The organism is Nesterenkonia cremea, assembly GCF_014642675.1.
Lineage (GTDB): Bacteria > Actinomycetota > Actinomycetes > Actinomycetales > Micrococcaceae > Nesterenkonia > Nesterenkonia cremea.
In genome coordinates this window covers 68,764-91,708 of sequence record NZ_BMIS01000007.1, presented here as the reverse complement: position 1 = coordinate 91,708, position 22,945 = coordinate 68,764, and the positions used below count along the sequence as shown (strand labels likewise).

Here is a 22,945-nt window from a genome sequence, read left to right as displayed (position 1 = left end):
GATCAGCTGGACGGGGGCGCTCAGGCAGAGGGCGAGTTCCGCAGCCTCAGCTGCTCCAGCTGGGTGGCCACGCGGCCGGCGTCGGGCGCTGAGGCGTAGTACCACTCGGCCAGACGGGGACTGCCCTGGATGCCGATCGCGCCGCTGCGGACCGCCTGGCGGAACTCCGGGCGGATCTTCACCAGCAGCGTCTCTGCCCCGGCCAGATAGCCGATGCGGCCTCCGCCCATGAGCTTCCATCCCACGTCGAAGCTGCCGCCGCTGGGTGCCTCCTCGATGGAGGCGATGGCCTCCCAGGGGAGGTTCCGGGAGACCACATGTCCCAAGGACATGGTGAGGCCCTCCTCGGCAGAGGCCTCCAGATGGACCACGGAGGCCTTCACCAGCACAGTGCACAGCAGGGCCGTGGTGCCGATGACGCTGAAGGCGAGCACCAGATCGGCCAGCCCCGACTCCTCAGGGACCAGGAGGAAGACTGTCAGCACGATGAGTGTGGTGAAGCCGAGGAGGCTGTAGATGAGCACATAGGCGGGGCGCTGGGGATGGCTGAGCGTGCTGACGGCGTCGGGGTCAGCGGCAGGGGAGTGGGGCGAGTGGTCCATGCTCCCATTCCAGCAGATGATCCGCTGGGGACCTCCCCGGCGCTTCCCCGGGCACGAAGAAGGCCGGCCCGGGAGACGTATCCCGGACCGGCCTTCTGACAGCCTGAAGAAGTTTCAGGGGGCGAGGATCACTCCTCTTCCTCGTCCTTCTTCTCGACCACCAGGGTCTCAGTGGTGAGCACCAGGGCGGCGATGGAGGAGGCGTTCTGCAGAGCAGAGCGGGTCACCTTCACCGGGTCGATGACGCCGTCGGCGATCAGGTCGCCGTAGACGCCGGTCTTGGCGTTGAAGCCGTGGTTCGGCTCCAGCTCCGCGACCTTGGAGGCGACCACGAAGCCGTCCTGGCCGGCGTTCTGAGCGATCCAGCGCAGCGGCTGCACCAGGGCGCGCTTGACGATGCCCACCGCAGCGGCGGCGTCGCTGGAGAGCGCCTTGACCTCAGCGTCCTCGTCCAGGGACGAGAGCGCGTTGATCAGAGCGGTGCCGCCGCCGGCCACGATGCCCTCTTCCAAAGCGGCGCGGGTGGAGGCCACAGCATCCTCGATGCGGTGCTTGCGCTCCTTGAGCTCCACCTCGGTGGCTGCGCCGACCTTGATGACCCCGATGCCGCCGGCGAGCTTGGCGAGGCGCTCCTGGAGCTTCTCGCGGTCCCACTCGGAGTCGGTGGCGTCAGCCTGGGCCTTGATCTGAGCGGCACGTGCGTCCACGTCCTCCTTGGAGCCCGCACCGTCGACGACGGTGGTGGAGTCCTTGGTGACGGTCACGCGGCGTGCGGTGCCCAGCTGGTCCATGCCGACCTGGTCCAGCTTCAGGCCGAGGTCGGGGGAGATGACCTGGCCGCCGGTCAGAGTGGCGATGTCCTCGAGCATGGCCTTGCGGCGGTCGCCGAAGCCGGGGGCCTTCACAGCCACCACGTTCAGCGTGCCCTTGAGCTTGTTGACCACCAGGGTGGACAGGGCCTCGCCCTCGATGTCCTCCGCGATGATGAACAGCGGCTTCTTGGCCTGCATGACCTTCTCCAGGACCGGCAGGAACTCCTGCATGTTGGAGATCTTGCCCTGGTTGATCAGGATCAGCGGGTCCTCGAGGACTGCCTCCTGGCGCTCTGCGTCGGTGACGAAGTGCGGGGAGAGGTAGCCCTTGTCGAACTGCATGCCCTCGGTGATGTCGAGCTCGGTCGACGTCGTGGAGGACTCCTCGATGGTGATGACGCCGTCGGTGCCCACTGCGTCGAAGGCGCGGGCGAGCAGCTCGCCGACCTCGTCGTTCTGGGCGGAGATGGCGGCGACGTTGGCCACCTGCTGGCCCTCCACCGGCACAGCGTTCTCGCGCAGACGGCGGGTCACCGCGTCCACAGCGGTCTCGATGCCGCGCTTGATCTCACCGGGTGCTGCACCGGCGGCCACGTTGCGCAGGCCTTCCTTGACCAGTGCCTGTGCCAGCACGGTCGCAGTGGTGGTGCCGTCGCCGGCGACGTCGTTGGTCTTGGTGGCGACCTCCTTGGCGAGCTGGGCGCCGAGGTTCTCGTAGGGGTCCTCGACCTCCACCTCGCGGGCGATGGTCACACCGTCGTTGGTGATGGTGGGTGCGCCCCAGGACTTGTCCAGGACCACGTTGCGGCCCTTGGGGCCCAGAGTGACCTTGACCGTGTCTGCGAGCTTGTCGATGCCGGCCTCGAGAGCCTTCCGAGCGGCATCGTCGAATTCAAGCTGCTTTGCCATAGGTTCAGATACCTCCGGTTTTACTTCTCGATGACAGCGAGGACGTCGCGCGCGTTCAGGACGAGGAACTCGTCGCCGCCGACCTTGACCTCGGTGCCGCCGAACTTGGAGTAGATGACGACGTCGCCTTCAGAGACGTCGACCGGCAGGCGATCGCCGGAGTCGCCGAAGCGACCCGGGCCCACTGCGACGACTTCGCCCTCCTGGGGCTTCTCCTTGGCGGTGTCCGGGATGACCAGGCCGGAAGCGGTGGTCTGCTCGGCCTCCAGGGGGCGGACAACAATACGATCCTCGAGGGGCTTGATGGAGACTGACACGTCAGTTCTCTCCTTTGCAGATGGTGAATCGGTACAGGTTGCGCGCCGTGGGAGTGACCAACCGTCGTCGCGGGTTCCGGAGGCGTGCCTCCGCCGGTTAGCGCCCCTTTGGCATTAGCACCCGGTGACGGCGAGTGCTAAGACAAACTATATGACTCCCTTAGCACTCGATCAAGGAGAGTGCCAAGGGAGTCATATCAGCGGTATGAAGTTGATCTGCGGGCGCCGGGTGATCCCGACGCCGGAGGCTCAGCGCCTCCTCCGAGAGGTTCAGCGGGAGAGGCTCACAGGTGGGTCTCGACGTCAGCGCCCTCGCGCAGCTCCTCCATATGAGCCATCAGGGCTTCCTGCTCGTTCTGCTCGACGGCCTCGGACTCGAGCTCATCGCGGACCTCCTCGAACGGCGGCATCTCCTGCTCGCCGCCCTCAGGCATGCCCTCGGCACCGCCCTGGCCCATCATCTCCTGCTGCTGCTCCTGCTGTTCGTAGAGCTCCTCGAGCTCCTCCTCAGAAGGCTCAGAGACGTCCAGGGTCTCGGTCAGCTGGTCCACCTTCACCTGGTCGGCCGCCTGATCGCGCAGCTCCTCTTCGGTGGTGCCCTGCTCCTCAACGGCCTCGATCATGTCATCGGCGGACTCCATGCCGCCCTCCTGGGCGGCCTCATCCAGGGCCTCGTCGATGTCCTCCTCGGAGGCCTCGAAGCCCTGCTCCTCAGCATCCTGGATCAGCAGCTCGAGGCCGATGGCGCCGTCCAGGATCTGCTCCTGGATCTCGGCCTCATCGATGTCTCCGCCGCCGCCCATCTGGGCCTGCATGGCCATCTGCTGGAACTGTGCCTCGTATTGCGGGATGAACTCCTCGCTGGTGATCTCCTCGCCGTTGACGGTGGCGACGACATCAGGGAAGTCCTCGGTGTCCGGCTCCGGCATCTCCATGCCTTCGTCTTCGCCCATCTGGGCGTCCTGGCCCTCTTCCTCGGCCTCGGCGCCGGGCTCAGTGTTCTCGTCGCAGGCCGCCAGACCCAACAGAAGGGTGGTCACGGCCGCGCCGGTCAGCAGCTTCTTATGCACAGCGTTCTCCTCACACGTGGACAAGTCTGCACCGTAGGATGCCCACCTCAACGTCGGCTCCACGCCGGCTGGTGGGGAGGTTCAGGCCTTCGGCCCTTCGGAGGCCGGTTCGGCGTCGGCGTGTGAGCAGGGGACCCTGTCTGCGTGAGGTATATGACGTTTCATGAACTTACTCCGGAAGTTCCCTGAACAATTCGTGCAGACTGGAGATCGGGGTCACACGCCTGTGTGAGCCTTCTGAATCACCCGGCATCCATCGAGGAGAAGGACCTGATGAGCACCGAAGACACGAACACCTCCGGAGAGCAGTCCTCCGGCGCGGCGTCTCAGCAGAACACCCAGACCAAGGGCTCCGGCGGCAAGACCGCTGTGGCCGTGGTCGCCGCAGCAGCACTCGCCGGCTCCGCCGGCTTCCTGGTGGCCAACTCCACCGGCGACGACGGCGCAGACGCATCCACCGCCGGCGGTTCCGGGGAGGCCGCCCAGACCGTCTCGAACATCGAAGTCTCCGGCGAACACCGCGGCTTCGACGAGGTCCACCAGGAGGACCCGCTGGTCACCACCGACTGGCTGGCCGAGCGCCTGGACGAGGGCGAGCTCCACGAGCAGGACATCGTCCTGCTGGACGTCTCCGAGGACCTCCCGGACTCCGAGCTGACCCCCTACTCCGAGGCTCACATCCCGCAGGCCCAGTACGTGGAGTGGTCCGAGGAGTTCACCCAGCCCAACACCCGTGAGTTCATCTCCGAGGACGAGTTCACCGAGCTGGCTCAGTCCCTGGGCATCAACCAGGACTCCACCGTGGTCCTCTACGGCGACAACAACAACTGGTTCGCCGCCTACGCCTCCTGGGTCTTCAATCTCTACGGCGCTGAGGACGTGCGCCTGCTCGACGGCGGCCTGCACAAGTGGGAGGCCTACGAGGACCGCGAGCTGGTCGAGGACGTCCCTGAGGTTCCGGAGGGCGACTTCGAGGCCCAGCCGCAGAACCTGGACATCCGAGCCCTGCAGCCCGACGTGCTGGAGGTGGCCGAGGAGAATGCGGCTGCCGACGGCGAGGCCGTGGCCGGCACCAACCTGGTCGACATCCGCTCCGCGGAGGAGCACAACGGTGAGGTCGGCGTGGACCCCGAGATCTTCGAGGGTGAGGGCGCCTCCATCTGGGGCCACATCCCCGGCTCGGTCAACGTCACCTGGACCGACATCGTGGACGATGAGACCGGCGAGTTCCTCCCCGAGGAGGAGATCCGCACCATCTACGAAGAGGCCGGCGTCGACTTCTCCGACCCGACCATCGCCTACTGCCGCATCGGCGAGCGGGCCTCCCACACCTGGTTCGCACTGAGCCAGATCCTGGGCGAAGAGGTCTCCGTCTATGACGGCTCCTGGTCCGAGTGGGGCAACACTGTGGGTGTCCCGGTGGCCAACAACACCGGTGACCGCGCAGGCCTCTGGGGTCAGCAGTAAGCCGAACCCTCGAGCACATCGAGCACAGCGCGACGGCGGGCCCGGCGTCCCTGGACACAGGGGGCCGGGCCCGCCGTGCGGCGCCTGAGGAAGCCGACCTGAGGAACCCATGACTGTTGAAGTGAAGGCAGACCGACCGCTGGGCTGGACCCGCGAGGACACGGTCCGCACCTCGATCTCCGTTGCTGTGGCCGCTCTGCTGCTGGGCACCGCCGCCTACCTGAACATGACTGGGGGTGAGGGCCTCGGCGGATCGAACGCGGCCTTCATGCTGCTGATCGGCGCCGGCCTGGGCATCCTCTTCGAGCGCGGCCGCTACTGCTTCTTCTGCATCTTCCGCGACTTCTTCGAGAAGGGGAACAGCCGCGGCCTCTACGCCATCCTGATCTCCATCGCCGTGGGCATGATCGGCTACGCGGTGGTCTTCTCCACCCGCATCCCCACCCCGGGAGCCGACAACGCGCCCACCGACGCCCATATCGCCCCGGTCTCCCTGGCGCTGATCATGGCCGGACTGGCCTTCGGCCTGGGCATGGTCATCTCCGGGGGCTGCATCGCCGGGCACCTGTACCGTCTGCCGGAGGGGCACCTGCGCTCCGTCCCGGCACTCATCGGCGTCGTGGTGGGCTTCGGTCTGGGCTTCCTCAGCTGGGACTTCATGTACTCCGGCTTCATCATGGGTGCCCCGGCGCCCTGGCTGCCCGCCGGCGGCGGCTACACGCTGGCCGTGCTGCTGCAGCTGGGCGTGCTGGTGGGCCTGGGTGTCTGGCTGCTGCGGTGGAACCCTCCGGTGGAGGGCCGCGGCGGCCGCACCGTGGACGGCACCGAGGTCCGCCGCCTGCTGTTCTTCAAGCGCTGGCCCGCCCTGGCCACCGGAACCGGCGTCGGGCTGCTGGCGGTGCTGGCCTACTACAAGGACGAGCCGCTGGGCGTGACCAGCCAGATCTCCTCGCTCACCCGTACCGGGATGGACGAGATGGGCTGGCTGCCCAACTTCATGCCCGGCATCGACGAGCAGCTGGCCGGCTGCGTGGCCGTGGTGGTGGACACCATCACCACCAACGGCTGGCTGATCGCCGGCATCGTGCTGGCCTCCTTCGCTGCCGCGCTGCCCGGACGCCGCGTGCGGATCGAACGCGCGACGGCGTACAGCTCGGCTACCGCTGCGATCGGGGGAGTGCTGCTGGGTTGGGGTGCGATGATCGGCCTGGGCTGCACCATCGGCGTGCTGCTCTCAGGCACCCACGCGATGGCGCTCTCGGGCTGGGTCTTCGGCGCGGCCGTGGTGGTCGCCGCCGGCGTCGGGTTCAAGCTGAAGCTGCACCGCCGTGCGGCACCCGGCGCCTTCGGCGGCTGAGCTGACCTGAGCCGGACGGAGGCGGAGCCGGATCGAAAGGGCGTCACCTGGCAAGTAGACTTGTTGTGGTCTCACATTCTTTTCCGCTGCCGTGATATTCGAGAGGTCCACCGTGACACACACCCCTGCAGAGGCGAACGATCCCTTCGGCTTCGTCGGCCTGACCTATGACGATGTCCTGCTCCTGCCAGGCGCCACCGACGTCATCCCCTCGGATGCGGACACCACCACCAAGCTGTCGCGCACCATCGACATCGCCTCGCCGGTGGTCTCTGCCGCCATGGACACGGTGACTGAGGCGCCCATGGCCATCGCCCTGGCCCGACTGGGCGGCATCGGCATCCTGCATCGGAACCTCTCCATCGAGGACCAGGCCAAGCAGGTGGACCAGGTCAAGCGCTCCGAGTCCGGCATGATCACCGATCCGGTGACCATCACCCCGGACGCCACCATCAAGGACCTCGATGACCTCTGCGCCCACTATCGCGTCTCCGGACTGCCCGTGGTGGACGAGGACAAGAAGCTGCTGGGCATCATCACCAACCGGGACATCCGGTTCATCCCCAGCGAGGAGTACCTGACCACCAAGGTCTACGAGAAGATGACCCCGCAGCCGCTGATCACGGCCAAGGAGGGCATCACCAACGCCGAGGTGCTGGAGCTGTTCTCCAAGCACCGCGTGGAGAAGCTCCCGCTGGTCGACGATGAGGGTCGGCTCAACGGTCTGATCACCATCAAGGACTTCGACAAGGCGGATAAGTACCCGCTGGCCACCAAGGATTCCGAGGGACGGCTGCGCGTGGGCGCCGCCGTGGGCTTCTTCGGCGAGGGCTTCGACCGCGCCATGGCCCTGATCGAGGCCGGTGTGGATGTGCTGGTGGTGGACACCGCGAACGGCCACACCCGCGGCGTGCTGGACATGATCGCCAAGCTCAAGGCTGAGCCCAAGGCTGCCCACGTGGACGTCATCGGTGGTCAGGCCGCCACCCGTGAGGGCGCCCAGGCGCTCATCGACGCCGGCGCCGACGCCATCAAGGTGGGCGTGGGCCCGGGCTCCATCTGCACCACTCGCGTGGTGGCCGGTGTGGGCGTGCCCCAGGTGACCGCCATCTATGAGGCCTCCAAGGCCGCCGGACCCGCGGGTGTTCCGCTGATCGCCGACGGCGGTCTGCAGCACCCCGGCGACATCGGCAAGGCGCTGGTGGCCGGTGCGAACTCCGTGATGCTCGGCTCCCTGCTGGCCGGGGCCAAGGAGTCCCCGGGTGACCTGGTCTTCTATCAGGGCAAACAGTTCAAGGCCTACCGCGGCATGGGTTCCCTGGGTGCCATGCAGACCCGCGGCAAGAACACCTCCTACTCCAAGGACCGGTACTTCCAGGCCGACGTCCCCACCGATGAGAAGCTCATCCCGGAGGGCATCGAGGGTCAGGTGCCCTACCGCGGACCGCTCTCGGCCGTGGTGCACCAGCTGACCGGCGGCCTGCGCCAGACCATGTTCTACGTGGGAGCCGACACCGTCGACGAGCTGAAGGCCAAGGGGAAGTTCGTCCGCATCACCTCCGCCGGGCTGAAGGAATCCCATCCTCATGATGTGATGATGACCGTCGAAGCCCCCAACTACGGCCGGAAGTAAGGACACCACCTCTTGAGCAACGAACTCCCCATCGGCCTGGCCAAGAACGCGCGCCGGGCCTGGGCGCTGGACGATGTCGCCGTCGTGCCGAGCCGCCGGACCCGCAGCCCGCAGGATGTCAGCCTGGAGTGGCAGATCGACGCCTATAAGTTCGACATGCCGGTCATCGGCGCCCCCATGGACTCGGTCATGTCCCCGGCCTCGGCCATCGCGCTGGGCAAGCTGGGCGGCCTGGGCGTGCTGAACCTCGAGGGCCTGTGGACCCGGTACGAGAACCCGGAGCCCATCCTCGAGGAGATCGCCCACCTGGAGGCCAGCGATGTCTCCCCGGAGAACACCCGCCGGCTGCAGGAGCTCTACTCCGAGCCGATCAAGGCGGAGCTGATCACCGCACGCCTGGCCGAGATCCGTGAGGCCGGCGTCGTGGTCTCCGGCTCCCTGACCCCGCAGCGCACCCAGGAGTTCTACCAGACCGTGGTGGACGCCGGAGTGGACATGTTCGTCATCCGCGGGACCACTGTCTCGGCCGAGCATGTCACCGACAACGGCGTGGACGGCACTGAGCCGTTGAACCTCAAGGAGTTCATCTACGAGCTCGACGTTCCGGTGATCGTGGGTGGTGCGGCCGGCTACACTCCGGCCCTGCATCTGATGCGCACCGGTGCCGCCGGTGTGCTGGTGGGATTCGGCGGCGGCTCCGCCACCACCACCCGCCGCGCACTGGGCATCCGCGTGCCGATGGCCACGGCCATCAGCGACATCGCCGCAGCCCGCCGGGACTACCTGGACGAGTCCGGCGGACGCTATGTGCATGTGATCGCCGACGGCGGCCTGGGCACCTCCGGCGACATCGTCAAGGCCCTGGCCATGGGCGCCGACGCCGTCATGCTCGGCGCCACGCTGGCCCGGGCCGAGGAAGCCCCCGGCCGCGGCTGGCACTGGGGCCTGGAGGCCGTGCACCAGGAGTTCCCGCGGGGCCATCGCACCCGGGTGGGCACCGTGGGCCCGCTGGAGGAGGTCCTCTGGGGCCCCAGCCACCACACCGACGGCAGCTCCAACCTGATGGGCGGTCTCAAGCGGGCCATGGCCACCACCGGCTATGTGGACCTGAAGTCCTTCCAGCGTGTGGACGCCATCGTCTCCCCGCTGAGCCAGCAGGACCGCTGAGCGCTCCGTCTGCGCCCGTCTCTCTGTCCGGGCGGCCGGTTCAGCTGATCACTCTCCGCCACATGGACGGCCTCTCCGCCCTCAGCGGTGATCCGGGTGCAGCGTTGACCCGAGCCCAGGGCTGAGGCAGATTCAGAGCTGCTGCGGACTCAGGGCTGGCCCAGCCGGGAGCGGTGGGCCAGGAAGGTCCCGACGCCGAGCAGCCCGGCTGCGATCGCGGCGATCCAGAAGTTCTGGGCACCGGTCAGCGCCAGATCTCCATCGCTGGAGGCTGCTGCGGGGGAGGCGTCCTCCTCCGCGGAGGCCGCTGCGGAGCCCGTTCCTGCTCCGGTCTCCGCTCCACGGGCCTCAACGTCAGCGCCAGCCTCGGATCCTGCCGCGCCGCCGTCGGCATCCTCATCACCGGTGCCGCCGTCCTGGCCGGCGTCGGTCTCCTCGCCCACCACGATGTCCGCGATGATCGGATCGTGGTCGGAGGCCCGCCAGATGGAGTCGCTCCATGCGGGCTCCTCGTAGAGCCCGGGGGTCCCCGAGGCCTCGTAGCGGCTGTACTCCAGGGCGATGGGTTCCGGGGCGTTGGTGTTCCAGATGTGGGTCTGAGCCACTGTCTCCACGGCGGCGTCGGTGGCCACCACGTGATCCAGCGAGCCGGACTCTCCGCTGAAGCTGTAGGAGTAGTTGCCGGTCTCCTCAGAGTGCTGGGCGGAGAGGTTGGTGAAGCCACCCTCCTCGATGGTGACCATCGGATCCTCAGCCGCATAGGCGTTGAAGTCGCCCATCAGGTAGAAGCGGTCGGTGCCGTACTCCTCCTGCATGGCATCGGTGAAGGCCACCATGGCCTCGGCCTGGCGGGTGCGGTCGCCGTTGAAGGCGCCGCTGCCGTCTCCGACGTCGGCGTTGTCGCCCTCGCCTTCGCCGCCCTTGGACTTCAGGTGGTTGACCACCAGAGCGAACTGGTCGTCCTCGTCCCCGCCCACCGGCTGGAACAGCGCGGCCATGGGCTCACGGGCGTTGGAATAGATGTCGGCCAGGTCGTATCCGTCCAGGGCATCGGAGTCCAGATGCTCCACGCCCTCGTCGAAGAGGATCAGCGAGTCCACCAGCTCCACGGCATCGGGCTTATAGATGTAGCCGTTGCGGATGACGTCCTCATCCTCCGGGAACTCCTCCACCGGGACGTAGTCCCAGGTGCCCTCGCCCTCGACGGCGTTGAGCGCCTCCACCAGCACCTGGTGGGCGTAGTCGCGGTCCTCGCCGAAGTGGGCGGAGTTCTCCATCTCCTGCAGGGCGACGATATCGGCGTCCATCGCCACGATGGTGTTCACGATCCGTTGCTGCTGCACCTCGAAGTGCTCGTCGGTGTAGGCGCCGCGGCTGGTGCAGAAGTCGGTGGTGGTGGGCTCGCCGTGGCGGTCCTCGTGGTAGTCGCAGTCCTGCTCGTACTCACCGACGTGCGGGAAGTAGTTCAGGACGTTGAATCCGGCCACGCGGACGTCTCCGGCGCGCTCGGGCACCTCGGCCTCCTCGCGGGTGTCGCTGAAGGTGGCCGGCTCCTGCTCCGGGCTGCCGGGCAGGAAGGAGGTGGGCTCGAAGCGCCAGTTGTCGTAGCGGTGCTCCAGGATCACCGGGGCATTCCACTCCACGGAGGAGCCCACTCGCGGGACCTGCTCGGTGCTCAGGTAGGGCAGCGGCATATCGGCCTCATCGGACCAACTGGCCCACCGGTTGCGGCCACCGTGGCCCAGCTGGATGAAGCGCTCGGCGTTTGAGACGGCCAGCTCCTCGCGCTCCTCGGCGTCCGGGTGGTGCTGGGCGGTGGGGATGACCAACGGGTCGGTGCCGTCCACCACTCCGAGCACGCCGCCCACGCTGTCGGCCTCGCCGTGGAGCAGGCCGTAGTTGTCGGTGACCGTCCAGTCGCCTTCCGGGGCCAGGGCCATGCCGATGAGCTCCTCGCGCTCCTCGACCTCCAGGAAGCCCTCCACGGGGTAGGGGACCGGCTCGGTGAAGCTCTCGCCCTCCAGGACGTCCACCTCAGGCTGGGTGATCTGAAGCTGGGCGGAGTCGGTGGAGCTGGACTCCTCCCAGGTGTCGACCGCGCCGGTGACCTCCACATAGTCGCCCTCTTCGACCTCGGAGCCGTCCCAGCCGGTGCCCATCCAGACGAACACGGCGCAGGAGACCTCGTGGTCGCTGTAGTCCTCCTCGCCGCAGGCGCCCTCCTCCTGGAGGGAGAAGCCGTCCCAGGGGCGGGACTCGTTCTCGGGGTCGGCATAGCGGGCGGTGACCACACCGCGGGTGGTGACCTCCTCGCCCAGATAGGGGCTGGTGGTCGGGTCGATGCTGGCCTCGCCGCGGATCTCGGAGATCGGCAGCTCGCCCTCAGCCGGGGGATCGGTGGGTTCGCTCGGGTCCGGTTCGGTCGGATCGGGGTCCTCTGGATCCGGCTCCTCCTCGTCCTCGCTGATCAGTGCGTCCCCGCCGCTGTACCGGGGCGCTGCCGGTGCGGCGGAGAAGTCCTCCCCGTCGTCCCCGGTGGTGTCCACGCGCTGCAGCGTCTCTCCGGAGGCGGCCTCCGGTGCGGTGGGCCGGGAGTCGCCCAACCCGATCTCGGCCTCGCCCCAGCCCAGAGCGTCCACCACGTCCGGGTGCTCGGAGAGGTCTCCGGAGGCGTCCTCGGCCGGGCTCTCGGTGGAGAACAGAGCCACCGAGGAATCTCCGCCGGCGTAGTTCAGGGCGGCGCCGGCGTCGTGGTCTGGGTGGACCTCGGTGACCGGGCCGCCGTCGGCGGCGGGGCCCAGGATCAGGTAGCTGCCCTCGGCGGGGATGGAGCCGCTGAGCTGTGTGCTGCTGCCGCTGTAAGGAGTTCCGCTGCTCTGATAGCCCTGGACGGACCAGCCGCTGACGTCCACCTCGGCGTCGCAGCTGTTGGTCAGCTCCACATAGCGGGGCAGGTCCTGGGCGCTGCTGCCGCCGCGGGTGTTGACCTCGTCGATCAGGATGCAGTCGGCACCCTCGGGGTCCTCCGCAGTGGAGGCCATCGCCGGGACGGGGCCCAGCATGGCTCCGCTCAGGACGGCGACGGTGAGCATCCGCGGCCAGCGGCGGCCGTGGGCATCAGGGGAGGGAGAGGCAGGGGTCGGCATGCAGATTCCTCAGCAGGTCGAGTGATTCGGACGACGATCAGACTTCGATCCAACCAGGTCCTTGTAAACACCGTGCTAAGCCGAGGCGACATGCTGTTTGCCGTCCCTGCGTCCCTCCTCCCAGGTCAGCCCGCCTGCCGCTGACGGCTGCGGGTCACCAGCAGAGCCCCGACGCCGAGCAGCACAGCCGCGATCAGCGCCGTCCAAGCCACCTGGGCGCCGGTCACCGCGAGGCCCCCGTCCTGGGCTGCGGCTGCGTCGTCCTGGTCGGCTGCACCGGCGGTCTCATCCTGCTCGGCGCCGGCCGAGCCGTCAGTCCCTGGTGCGTCGTCACCCGCGCCGGCGGCCTCGTCCGGCCCACCGCCGGCAGCCTCATCATCCTGTTCGGCCTCGCCTGTTCCGGCTGCTGCGCCCTCGGGCTGGCCCTCACCGTCGGTGCCTGCGGAGGCGTCCGCGCCGGCGTCGTCCGTGCCGTCACCGGCTGTGGGGGAGCTGAGCACCGTCACCGGGATGGTGAGCTCGGTGCCGGTGGCCTCCTCCAGGATGACCAGCGGGACCTCGATCTCCTCCTCGCCGCCGGAGCTGCCGCTCATGGCGCCGAGACCGGGGGTCACCTGGCCGCTGAACTCCAGGGCTGAGGGGACCTCGGCGCGGATCTCTGTGGTGCCGCGCACATCGCTGGCATCGGCGTAGTCGGAGTCGATGTCGAACTCGCCCAGGTCGAAGCCGGCCAGGGAGATCTCCACCGATTCGCCCACCGGGACATCCTCGGAGCTGTAGGCCAGACCGGAGAGGTCCAGGGCGATCTCATCGCCGGGGGCGTAGACCGTCTCGGCGGGGTGCTCGGAGACCCAGGTGATCCCCACGGCGCGGCGGTCCAGGGAGGGCTCGAGGACCTCTTGCTCGCGGGCGTAGTCCACGAAGGCCTCCAGGTCGTTCATACCGGTGTCCTGGGTGCTCACGGCCTCGGTGGGGACCTCCACGCCTCCGCCGGCGGCCATATAGGAGTTCATGCCCGCGGTGTAGGTGGCCTCGGGTTCCACCAGCTCGCCGTCGATGGTGACCTCCTGGACGCGCTCGCCCTCAGGGGCTTCAGCGTCGTAGGTGTAGCGCACCTCGGAGGACTGGGCGTGCTTGGAGAAGCTGCCGTCTTCGCGCCACTGCTCCTCGAAGAGCCGGTAGACCTGCTCGCCGGTCAGCTCCACGTTGACCAGAGTGTTGGCGAAGGGCTGGACATCGCCCAGATCTCGGTAGGTCAGCTCGCCGAGCGGGAGGTCAGCGCGCAGACCGCCCGCATTGGTCACGGCGAAGTCCACATCAGGCTGGTTCTGCCGGATGGCCCAGAGCTGGGCGTCGGCGATCAGCTGGCCCAGCGTGGAGTCCGCGCTGCGGTTCTCGGTGCCGTCGCTGTTCACCGCACGGGAGAAGGGGACGTCCCCGGCGGTCTCGGCGATGGCCTCGCTGCCGAGCTCATCGGCGGTGGCCACCGCATCGGAGACGATCGGGTCCACCTCCGGGTGGCCGTCGCAGCGCGGCTCGCCCTCGGGGAAGAGGTCCACCAGCTCGGCCTCGGACTCCACCAGCTCACCGGTGGAGGGGTCGAAGGAGAAGTCCAGGACGTTGACGTAGTCGCCGTATTCGCCGGCCTGGGTCACCAGCATGCCGTCCAGGTCATGGACGTAGGGCTGGTGGGTATGACCGGACATGATCGCTGCGATCTCCGGGTGGGCGTTCTCCACCAGGTCGTCGAAGGGCAGGCCGGAGGCGCTGTCCGGGCTGGTTCCGGGCAGACCCTCGTGGACCAGGACGGTGACCACATCGGCCATATCGTTCTCGGTCAGGTGCTCGGCGTAGTGGTTGGACTCCTCGCTCATGGAGGTCCACTCGATGCCCTCGATCCCGTCCGGGCTGACCAGGTTCGGCATGTCCTCGGTGATCAGGCCGATGAAGGCCACCCGGACGCCGTCGACCTCCTGGATGTAGTAGGGGTCGTAGAGGTGCTCGCCGGTCTCGGCGTCACGGATGTTGGCGCCGATCCACGGGAAGTCGGACATCGGGATGACGCGGTCGTCCATATCCGCCGCGCCCTGGTCGAACTCGTGGTTGCCCAGCACGGAGACGTCCAGATCCATGGCGTTGAGCGCCTCGATGCTCGGCTCGTCCTGCTGGATGAAGCTGGTGAAGGTGGAGGCGCCGATGTTGTCCCCAGCCGAGGCGAAGATGGTGTTGGGGTTCTGCTCCCGGTAGCCGTCCACAGTGCAGGCCAGCACCGACGCCGACTCCTCCACCCGGCCGTGGAAGTCGTTGGAGGCGACGATGGAGAAGTCCACCAGCCCCTCTTCGGAGGTGGCCTGCCCATCCTCCTGGGCGTTCTGTTCGGCGGAGTCCTCGCCCTGGGGCGGGACCTCCTGCTCAGGGGCCTGCTGGCTCGGCTCCTCTTGCTGCCCAGGCTCAACCTCCTGAACGGAGTCCTGGGCGGTGGTGGCCGCGGCGCCGGGGACCGGGGCCAGCAGAGCGGCGGCCAGACCGGCGGCCGCGGCTCGGCGGGACCAGGGGCGGCGGCGTCGGGCGTCCTCGTCGGCCGGGCGGATAGAATCAGATGCAGCTGTCATAGAAGGGCAGGTCCTCATCATCAGTGCGAACGTCGGTCAGATGAGCTCCATCCCATCAAGGATGTGTTAACCGGAGAAGACGGACCGGAGAATTGACGGTTCCAGGGGCCGCGGCGCGCGGACGGCGTCGTGGGCGGACGCCCTGTTTTGGGCAGGGGAGACCTTGTCTCGTATAGTAGATGGGCCTGGTGACGTGTCCGAGCGGCCGAAGGTGCGACACTCGAAATGTCGTGAGCGGTAACCCCGCTCCGTGGGTTCAAATCCCACCGTCACCGCGTATGTTCTTCATACGGAACAGAGAAGGACCCCGAACCGATGGTTCGGGGTCCTTCTTCATCTGCAGCTCAGCGCTGCTCAGTATTTGGTGCCGTGGGCCTTGTTATAGGCTTCTTTTACGGCCTTCGGAAGTGGGCCCTTATCGCTCTTGATCAGACCGCTGATCTTCTCCGGCTGCTGCTTGGCCCAAGCCCGGATGTCCGAGGCCGGGACGGCGGAGCGTTTGGCGGCGGTCCTGCCGGTGGCGGAGGCGTGCTTGATGAACGGGTTCAGCGCGTCCTCAAGCTTCTGGCGGTTCTCGGCTCCGAGGTCGATCACATAGGAACGGTTCCCCACGGAGAACTGAACGCTCTGCACGTCCTCGTCGATCGATTTATCCATATCGTCCAGCAGAATAGTCTTAGTAGCCATATACGCAGATTATCATCCGATCCGAATAATGTGACCAGGTGGTGCCCGGTATATCGAAGTTCACATTCAATGATTTCTCCGTGCTGATCCCATGTCCTGAACTGCTGCTGTGAGCTACTCTGGCTCCATGTGTGGGCGATATGTGCAGTCCAAAGCGGCCGGGCAGCTCTCCCTGGATCTCCGCGCCGGATTCGGTGAGGGGCTCCAGGAGACGATCTCGTGGAACATCGCGCCCACGGCGCAGGTGCCTGTTCTGTTGGACCGGCCCGACGGCGATCGGGTCCACCGGGAGCTGCACACCGCGCGGTGGGGTCTGCTGCCGATCTGGGCCAAGGACAAGGCAGAGTCGGCCAGAGCCTTCAACGCGCGCAGCGAGACGGTCACGGAGAAGCCGACCTTCCGCTCAGCCGTTCGGTCCAAGCGCTGCGCAGTGCCGGCCGACGCCTACTACGAATGGCTCTCCTCCGCAGGATCCAAACAGCCCTATGCCGTCTGTCGCGCGGACGGGCAGTCCCACCTCTTCGCCGGACTCTACGAATGGTGGCGCCCCAAGGACGCCGGGCCGGAGGAGCCCTGGGTGCTCTCCTGCACCATCCTGACCGGCCCCTCTCCGGACCATGGGCATGACGGGGTCTTGGGCGAGTTGGCCGGCCTCCATGACCGGATGCCTCTGCCGCTCTCGGAGGAGACGCTGGAGGAGTGGCTGGCCCCGGGGAAGCTCGCCAAGTCCGAGGCCGAACATCTGGTGAACAGGATCCGCCGGGAGGCGCTCCACGTGGCCGCCTCCTGGGAGGTCTGTCCGGTGGGCCGAGAGGTGGGCAATGTCCGCAACAACGGCCCGGAGCTGCTGGAGCCCATCGCTCTGTGACGGGAGGGTGAACTCCCAAGCGCCGCCCTGCTGGGCAGCTGCGGTCCGGCCGTCTGGCTGTCCAGCCGCAGCGGCGTCCTCACCGGAACTGTCGGAAGAACTCCGTCAGCTGAGCGGAGCACTCCTCTTCGCGCACACCGGGGTGGACCTCCACCCAATGGTTGAGCCGGGGCTCGCGCAGGATGTCGAAAACCGACCCTGCCGCCCCGGCCTTCTCATCCCAGGCGCCGAAGATCACCGTCCGGATGCGGGACTGGCTGATCGCCCCGGCGCACATGGGGCAGGGCTCCAGGGTCACTGCCAGAGTGCACCCCTCCATCCGCCACCGGCCGGTGGCCGCCGCGGCCGCGCGCAGAGCTGCGATCTCAGCATGGCCGGAGGGGTCGGCGTCGCGCTCTCTGGTGTTGTATCCCTCACCGAGGATCTCGCCCTCGGGGGAGAGGATGACGGCGCCCACCGGCACGTCTCCGACCGACTTGGCCTGCTCAGCCAGCTCCAGGCAGTGGCCGATCAGCCGGTGCCGGCTCTGCGGGTCGCGCGCGGGCGGGGGCGTGAAAGGCATGGTCTCAGCCTAGCTCCTGGTAGTTTTGGCCTATGCGCGTACAGGTCGTGGAACATCCGCTGATTGCCCATAAGCTCACCCAGCTCCGCCGCAAGGAGGCTCCCTCCAATGTCTTCCGGCAGCTGACCGGCGAGCTGGTGACCCTGCTCTCCTACGAGGCAAGCCGCGACATCGCGACCGAGCCGGTGGAGATCCAGACCCCGGTGGCCACGACCACCGGTACGGAGCTCTCCGATCCCAAGCCGCTGGTGGTGCCGATCCTGCGCGCCGGACTGGGCATGCTCGAGGGTATGACCGCGATGGTCCCCACCGCTGAGGTCGGCTTCCTGGGTATGGCCCGGAACGAGGAGACCCTCGACATCATCACCTACGCGGAGCGCCTGCCGGATGACCTGACCGGCCGCCACGTCTTCGTGCTGGACCCCATGCTCGCCACCGGCGGCACCCTGGTGGAGTCCATCCGCTTCCTGAAGAAGGCCAACGCCGCGAAGATCACCTGCATCTGCCTGGTCGCCGCCCCGGAGGGCATCGACCGCCTGCGCGAGGGTGTGGGGGATCTGGACGTGGATCTCTATGTGGCCGCCATCGATGAGGGCCTCAACGAGAAGTCCTACATCGTGCCCGGCCTGGGCGACGCCGGCGACCGCCTCTACGGCCTGGCCGAGTGAGTCTCGGCTGGCCTGACGGTCAGCTCTCATCACGTTGAGGAGCCTTTAAGGTTCCTCTGCGATGCCCCACTATGATCCGCAGAGCCCGGCACCTCTCAGACAGGGCTCCTTTCCGCGTAGCCATCGTCCTGACCTGGGGTTTTCTCATGCCGTTGCGGATAAGTGCCTTCTTTGGGCGGTTCTCTCGCGCCGCACCGAAAATGTGACTCTCGTCACGCAAGGGCCGAACTGTCTCAGAATGCGGAATATTTGACCGTATGTTACTTGCAAAATCCTTATATGACAGAGAGTCTTGGGTGACGAGTCCACCGGCAGCACCGCCAGGGAGAGAGCAAGGCTATGTCCGCGCATCTGAGTCAGGCCCAGAACCCAGGGTACGTTCATGTCTCCGTGCGAAATGCCGCACGCCGCGCGGAGATCGCCCGCAGGATGAAGACCAGCGGGACCGGCGCCGACGGCGCGGCACAGCCCGCAGCGGACTCCGCCTCCGCCCAGGCCAACGGCCACCCCTCCACCTCGCCTGTGCCGGTGCTGGCGCAGAACGGCGGCGGCCCGCAGATCGTCCAGCCCGATGTGGTCGCCCGCGGCTTCGTGGTCTACGTGGGCCTGGATGAGGACACCGCGACGGCGGCCGGAACCTCCCTGCACAAGATTGCCACCGAGCTCCGCGACTATGTGGAGTCCATCGCCCCGGAGTCCCAGGTGCACATCGCCATGGCGATGGCATCGGCCCTCACCGAGGGAAGTGACCTGGATGTGGTCCGTCAGGCGCTCGGAGATCCCACGGTCACCCACCGCACCATGGAGGCCCAGGTGCCCGCCCCGCCGGCGCCCTCGAGCTCCGGTGTGCTGATCGACCTGTCCCGCCGGGAGGTCAAGCTCGACGGGGAGAATCTGAACCTCACCTATAAGGAGTTCGAGCTGCTGAACTACCTGGTGGAGAATGGAGCCCGCACTGTGGGTCGGGAAGAGCTGCTCAAGACGCTCTGGCGAAACATCGATGAGGACCAGATGCCCAATGAACGGACCATCGATGTCCACATCCGCCGGCTGCGCTCCAAGCTGGGGCGCCTGGCCAACACGGTCCGCACCGTCCGTGGTCAGGGCTACCGCTTCTACGAGCATCCCGAAGTGACGATCTGGACCGCGCCCGAGTACTCCATCTGAGCTGCGCCTGACGTGCCTTCTCTGCTGATCCTCCGACACGGCGAGGCCGGCCACTCCTTCTCAGGGGGTGACCACTCTCGCACTCTGACCTCCCGCGGCCAGGAGCAGTCCCGTCAGATCGGCTCCTGGCTGAGCTACTCCGGGCTGCTGCCGGGTGCCACGATGTGCTCCGATGCTATGCGAGCTCGTCAGACCTGCATCTGGGTCAACGAGCAGTTGGGGGAGAAGGCCCCTACGGCCTATCTCGACGACAGGCTCTACCTCGCTGCCCCACATGGGATGCTCTCGGTGATCAATGAGACTCCGGAGGCGGTGCAGACCCTGCTGGTGGTGGCGCATATGCCTGCAGTTCAGGAGGTCAGCATGGAGCTGGCCTCTGTGCACTCGGAGGAGGAGCCGGTGATCCGGATGGCCGGATCGTGGCCCACTGCCGGCATCGCGCACCTGCGGTTCGACAAGCCATGGGCGGAGCTGGACGGTCGAGACGCGCGTCTGGTCGCATTCCATGTACCCGGTGCTCAGACGCCTGGCGCCTGAGGATCCTTCGATGCCTGCGATTCTGCAGAAGACGTATGAAGGGTGACCTCGATTTTGCGTGGCGACTCAGAGCCGTGTATAGTCTTCAAGGTCGCGATCACGAAAGTGTGGCCGGGACGAAGCGCTCGCGAGAGTGCTTGCGCCTATAGCTCAGCTGGATAGAGCGTCGGTCTACGGAACCGAAGGTCTGGGGTTCGAATCCCTATGGGCGCACAGAATGAGGCCCCTGGCCGGAAGGTGAGAAACCTTTCGGGCGGGGGTCTTTTCGTGTCTGGGGCAGTTCTGAAGCGGATCACCCTGGCTTCTGCCCGAAGATCGCCGGCCGATTCTGGGCGATCTGCGGGATCAGTCTGGGTGATCTGCTCTGTGGCCGCTGTGTGATGTCCGCCCACTGTGTCTGACCTGGCGCGTAGCGTGGTGAGAAACAGAGAGGGGACGCTATGCACCACACGACACTCAGAACTTCTGCGGCGCTCAGTGCCGCACTGTTGGCACTTACGGCCTGCTCCGACGACGTTGAGCCCGGCGCTCAGCCGCCGGCTCCGACATCACAGGACTCCACCGCGACCGCTGCGGACACCCAGCAAGGGGCCGGAGCGGAGCCGACTGCTGAGGGTGAAGAGGAGGAGCCTGAGCAGCAGGCCGAGGAGCGCCCCGACGTCGAGGGGCTCACCTTCCATGACGAGCCGGCCGGCTACATCATGGCTCCCAACGGTGCCTACTGGCAGCACCATGGCAGCTTCGATCTGGACAGCCTCGCTGAGTCGACCGGCCAGGAGAGCGCAGCGAGTGGAGTGGAGTCCGTGGGCTGCGAATCCCAGTGGGCAGTCACCGAGGCCCTCTGGCTGCGTCAGTACAACGACGGCGAGGGCGGCGACTACTTCCAGGATGAGTACGACGTGGGTCCCATCGAAGGGCCGACCTGCTTCAGTGAGCCCGGCGGCACCGTCGCGAGTCCGGAGTACCGTCTGGTCCACTATGTGTGCCAGACCGCGAACACCACGTCCCGCACGTTGGTGGCTCCCGCCGAAGGAGGTGCCCTGGTCTGGACGCCGGAGTACACCACCGGCGACGAGCGGAAGTGCTTCACCTTCGACGGCGGCGAAGAGGTCCGCGCCTATGTCACGGAGGTGCAGCCCGCGGGCTGACGCCCCGACCGCCCGAGGCAAAACGTGTTCATCATCACACTATGTTTTACAACAGCGTGATTTTCACGCGTTACAGTGGAGAGGACTGGTCTGCGATGGGGCGGACGAACGACGGCGTTCCTCCGCGTGCACTCCCATCCGGGTCAGCTGACAAACCAGTACCCAATGGAGGGAAACGATGGTCAACACCGTTGCAACGGCGCCCGGTGATTCAGCCACGATCGCGGCAGAAGCTCCGACTGACAACCAGAAGCTGCTGGACTTCGTCACGGAGATCGCACAGCTCACCACCCCGGAGAAGATCCACTGGGTGGACGGCTCCGAGCAGGAATACACCAGGCTCACCGATGAACTCGTCGAGGCCGGCACGCTCACTCGGCTCACCAGCCCAGACTTCCCGAACTCCTTCGCCGCCTTCTCCGATCCTGCCGATGTGGCCCGCGTGGAGTCCCGCACCTTCATCTGCTCCGAGCAGGAGCGCGACGCCGGCTTCACCAACAACTGGGTGGACCCCTCGGAGATGCGAGAGACCCTCAGCGGAGTCTTCGACGGCGCCATGAAGGGCCGCACCATGTACGTGATCCCCTTCGTCATGGGGCACCTTGAGGCGGATGATCCCAAGTTCGGCGTGGAGATCACCGACTCCGCCTACGTGGTGGCCAGCATGCGCATCATGGCGCGCATCGGCACCGACGTGCTGCGGAAGATCGAGGAGCTGGACGCCTTCTTCGTCCCGGCGGTCCACTCGGTGGGCGCCCCGCTGGAGCCCGGACAGAAGGATGTGCCCTGGCCCTGCAGCGAGGAGAAGTACATCGTCCACTTCCCGGAGTCCCGGGAGATCTGGTCCTACGGCTCCGGCTACGGCGGCAACGCCCTGCTGGGCAAGAAGTGCTACGCGCTGCGCATCGCCTCCGCGATGGCGCGCGATGAGGGCTGGCTGGCCGAGCACATGGTGATCCTGAAGCTCACCAGTCCCCAGGGCAAGAGCTACCATCTCTCCGCGGCGTTCCCCTCGGCCTGCGGCAAGACCAACCTCGCCCTCATCGACCCCACACTGGAGGGCTGGAAGGCCGAGACCCTCGGAGATGACATCACCTGGATCCGTCCCGGCGAGGACGGCGAGTTCCGGGCCATCAACCCGGAGGCCGGCTACTTCGGCGTCGCCCCGGGCACCGGCTGGCACACCAACGCCAATGCTATGCGCGCCATCGCTAAGGGCAACAGCATCTTCACCAACTGCGCCCTGACCGACGACGGCGGCGTCTGGTGGGAAGGCATGACCGAGGAGACCCCGGCGCACCTGACCGACTGGAAGGGCAACAGCTGGGCCCCTGACTCTGCGGAGCCGGCCGCCCACCCCAATGCCCGGTTCTGCACTCCTATCGACCAGACCGACATGCTGGCCGACGAGTACTTCGCTCCCGACGGGGTGAAGCTGGACGCCATCCTCTTCGGCGGTCGCCGCAAGACCACCGTTCCGCTGGTGACCCAGGCCCGCGACTGGAACCACGGCATCTTCTACGGCGCCACTCTCTCCTCGGAGACGACGGCCGCCGCCGAGGGCGCAGTGGGCACCGTCCGCCGGGACCCGATGGCCATGCTCCCGTTCATCGGCTACGACGCCGGCGACTACCTCAAGCACTGGGTGGAGGTCTCCTCGGAGGCCGATCCGGAGAAGCTTCCGGCGATCTTCCTGGTGAACTGGTTCCGCCGCGGCCGCGACGGGAAGATCGCCTGGCCCGGATTCGCGGAGAACACCCGTGTGCTGAAGTGGATCATCGAGCGCCTGGAAGGAACTGCCGAGGCCGTGGAGACCCCGATCGGTCTCACCCCCACTCTGGACGCCCTGGACGTCGACGGCCTGGCGATCACTCAGGAGGAGCTCGAGGACGCCATCACGGTCGACCCGCAGGAGTGGAAGACAGAGCTGGAGGACATCGAGCAGTGGTTCTCCCGTTTCGGTGACTCCCTGCCGCAGTCCATTCAGGACGAGCTCGAGGAGCTGCGCAGCCGCGTGGCCTGAGCCCAGCCTGCAGGCCGCCATCTGCTGGGGCCGCTCCTCCCGGACGGGGAGGGGCGGCCCCAGCGCTGTGCCCAGGTGGTCCACTTGTGGGACTCGGGCCCATCGTTTGCACAGGCGCAGGGGGTTATAGAACACCTGAAGCTCTATGTCAGGGGTGCTGCGTCGGCGGCCGGCTGTGACGCGATAGAGCATT

Annotated in this window: 18 protein-coding genes and 2 tRNA genes; 12 read left to right on the top strand and 8 right to left on the bottom strand. The window is 67.2% G+C overall.

Going from position 1 to position 22,945, the window contains the following annotated elements; genetic code table 11:
* Window positions 1-20: 20 nt before the first annotated feature.
* The 4 genes from IEW85_RS09030 to IEW85_RS09015 form a co-directional block, all read right to left on the bottom strand.
* Window positions 21-602 carry a hypothetical protein gene (locus IEW85_RS09030; RefSeq protein WP_188684875.1) on the bottom strand — a complete coding sequence of 194 codons (582 nt, stop codon included), beginning with the start codon at window positions 600-602 and terminating at the stop codon, window positions 21-23.
* Window positions 603-730: 128 nt separating this feature from the next.
* Window positions 731-2,323 carry a chaperonin GroEL gene (gene groL, locus IEW85_RS09025; RefSeq protein ID WP_188684873.1) on the bottom strand — a complete coding sequence of 531 codons (1,593 nt, stop codon included), beginning with the start codon at window positions 2,321-2,323 and terminating at the stop codon, window positions 731-733.
* Window positions 2,324-2,343: 20 nt separating this feature from the next.
* On the bottom strand, window positions 2,344-2,640 hold the full coding sequence (gene groES / locus IEW85_RS09020; RefSeq protein WP_188684871.1) for a co-chaperone GroES: 297 nt from the start codon (window positions 2,638-2,640) through the stop codon (window positions 2,344-2,346).
* Window positions 2,641-2,924: 284 nt separating this feature from the next.
* Window positions 2,925-3,710, bottom strand: coding sequence for a SurA N-terminal domain-containing protein (locus IEW85_RS09015; protein ID WP_188684869.1), 786 nt, complete (start codon window positions 3,708-3,710; stop codon window positions 2,925-2,927).
* A gap of 273 nt (window positions 3,711-3,983) precedes the next feature.
* Between IEW85_RS09015 and IEW85_RS09010 the strand changes: the two genes are divergently transcribed.
* From IEW85_RS09010 to IEW85_RS08995, 4 genes are all read left to right on the top strand, one after another.
* Entirely contained in the window at window positions 3,984-5,177 is a 1,194-nt protein-coding gene (locus IEW85_RS09010) for a sulfurtransferase (protein WP_188684867.1), read from the top strand.
* Between the two features lie 109 nt (window positions 5,178-5,286).
* A complete protein-coding gene (locus IEW85_RS09005; RefSeq protein ID WP_188684865.1) occupies window positions 5,287-6,534 on the top strand; it encodes a YeeE/YedE family protein in 1,248 nt (415 codons plus the stop codon).
* Between the two features lie 112 nt (window positions 6,535-6,646).
* Entirely contained in the window at window positions 6,647-8,167 is a 1,521-nt protein-coding gene (guaB, locus tag IEW85_RS09000) for an IMP dehydrogenase (RefSeq protein ID WP_188684863.1), read from the top strand.
* Between the two features lie 12 nt (window positions 8,168-8,179).
* Window positions 8,180-9,334: a GuaB3 family IMP dehydrogenase-related protein gene (locus IEW85_RS08995; RefSeq protein WP_188684861.1), complete on the top strand. Its 1,155-nt coding sequence runs from the start codon at window positions 8,180-8,182 to the stop codon at window positions 9,332-9,334.
* A 149-nt stretch (window positions 9,335-9,483) separates the two neighbouring features.
* Here the strand turns inward: IEW85_RS08995 and IEW85_RS08990 are convergent, their stop codons facing one another.
* Both IEW85_RS08990 and IEW85_RS08985 read right to left on the bottom strand, forming a co-directional pair.
* The gene (locus IEW85_RS08990) at window positions 9,484-12,480 is read right to left on the bottom strand and encodes an ExeM/NucH family extracellular endonuclease (protein ID WP_188684859.1); all 2,997 of its coding nucleotides are present in this window, start codon (window positions 12,478-12,480) and stop codon (window positions 9,484-9,486) included.
* Window positions 12,481-12,605: 125 nt separating this feature from the next.
* A complete protein-coding gene (locus IEW85_RS08985; RefSeq protein WP_188684857.1) occupies window positions 12,606-15,092 on the bottom strand; it encodes a bifunctional metallophosphatase/5'-nucleotidase in 2,487 nt (828 codons plus the stop codon).
* Between the two features lie 187 nt (window positions 15,093-15,279).
* Between IEW85_RS08985 and IEW85_RS08980 the strand changes: the two genes are divergently transcribed.
* A tRNA-Ser gene (locus IEW85_RS08980) sits at window positions 15,280-15,367 on the top strand.
* A 79-nt stretch (window positions 15,368-15,446) separates the two neighbouring features.
* Here IEW85_RS08980 and IEW85_RS08975 read toward each other — a convergent pair.
* On the bottom strand, window positions 15,447-15,779 hold the full coding sequence (locus IEW85_RS08975; RefSeq protein ID WP_188684844.1) for a histone-like nucleoid-structuring protein Lsr2: 333 nt from the start codon (window positions 15,777-15,779) through the stop codon (window positions 15,447-15,449).
* A gap of 109 nt (window positions 15,780-15,888) precedes the next feature.
* Here IEW85_RS08975 and IEW85_RS08970 point away from each other — a divergent pair, with 109 nt between their 5' ends.
* Window positions 15,889-16,647 carry an SOS response-associated peptidase gene (locus tag IEW85_RS08970; RefSeq protein WP_308420878.1) on the top strand — a complete coding sequence of 253 codons (759 nt, stop codon included), beginning with the start codon at window positions 15,889-15,891 and terminating at the stop codon, window positions 16,645-16,647.
* A 79-nt stretch (window positions 16,648-16,726) separates the two neighbouring features.
* On the opposite strand, the gene tadA is transcribed toward IEW85_RS08970, so the two are convergent.
* Entirely contained in the window at window positions 16,727-17,209 is a 483-nt protein-coding gene (gene tadA, locus IEW85_RS08965; protein WP_188684842.1) for a tRNA adenosine(34) deaminase TadA, read from the bottom strand.
* A gap of 32 nt (window positions 17,210-17,241) precedes the next feature.
* On the opposite strand from tadA, the gene upp reads away from it, so the two are divergent.
* The 6 genes from upp to IEW85_RS08935 all read left to right on the top strand — a co-directional run bounded on the left by upp (window position 17,242) and on the right by IEW85_RS08935 (window position 22,752).
* Window positions 17,242-17,877 carry a uracil phosphoribosyltransferase gene (gene upp / locus IEW85_RS08960; protein WP_188684840.1) on the top strand — a complete coding sequence of 212 codons (636 nt, stop codon included), beginning with the start codon at window positions 17,242-17,244 and terminating at the stop codon, window positions 17,875-17,877.
* A 339-nt stretch (window positions 17,878-18,216) separates the two neighbouring features.
* Window positions 18,217-19,044: a winged helix-turn-helix domain-containing protein gene (locus IEW85_RS08955; RefSeq protein ID WP_188684838.1), complete on the top strand. Its 828-nt coding sequence runs from the start codon at window positions 18,217-18,219 to the stop codon at window positions 19,042-19,044.
* Window positions 19,045-19,056: 12 nt separating this feature from the next.
* Complete coding sequence (locus tag IEW85_RS08950) at window positions 19,057-19,581, top strand: SixA phosphatase family protein (protein WP_188684836.1); 525 nt, start codon at window positions 19,057-19,059, stop codon at window positions 19,579-19,581.
* 139 nt (window positions 19,582-19,720) lie between these two features.
* Window positions 19,721-19,794: transfer RNA gene (locus tag IEW85_RS08945), tRNA-Arg, on the top strand.
* 227 nt (window positions 19,795-20,021) lie between these two features.
* Window positions 20,022-20,729: a hypothetical protein gene (locus tag IEW85_RS08940; protein WP_188684834.1), complete on the top strand. Its 708-nt coding sequence runs from the start codon at window positions 20,022-20,024 to the stop codon at window positions 20,727-20,729.
* 178 nt (window positions 20,730-20,907) lie between these two features.
* On the top strand, window positions 20,908-22,752 hold the full coding sequence (locus IEW85_RS08935; protein WP_188684832.1) for a phosphoenolpyruvate carboxykinase (GTP): 1,845 nt from the start codon (window positions 20,908-20,910) through the stop codon (window positions 22,750-22,752).
* The last annotated feature ends 193 nt before the right edge of the window (window positions 22,753-22,945 follow it).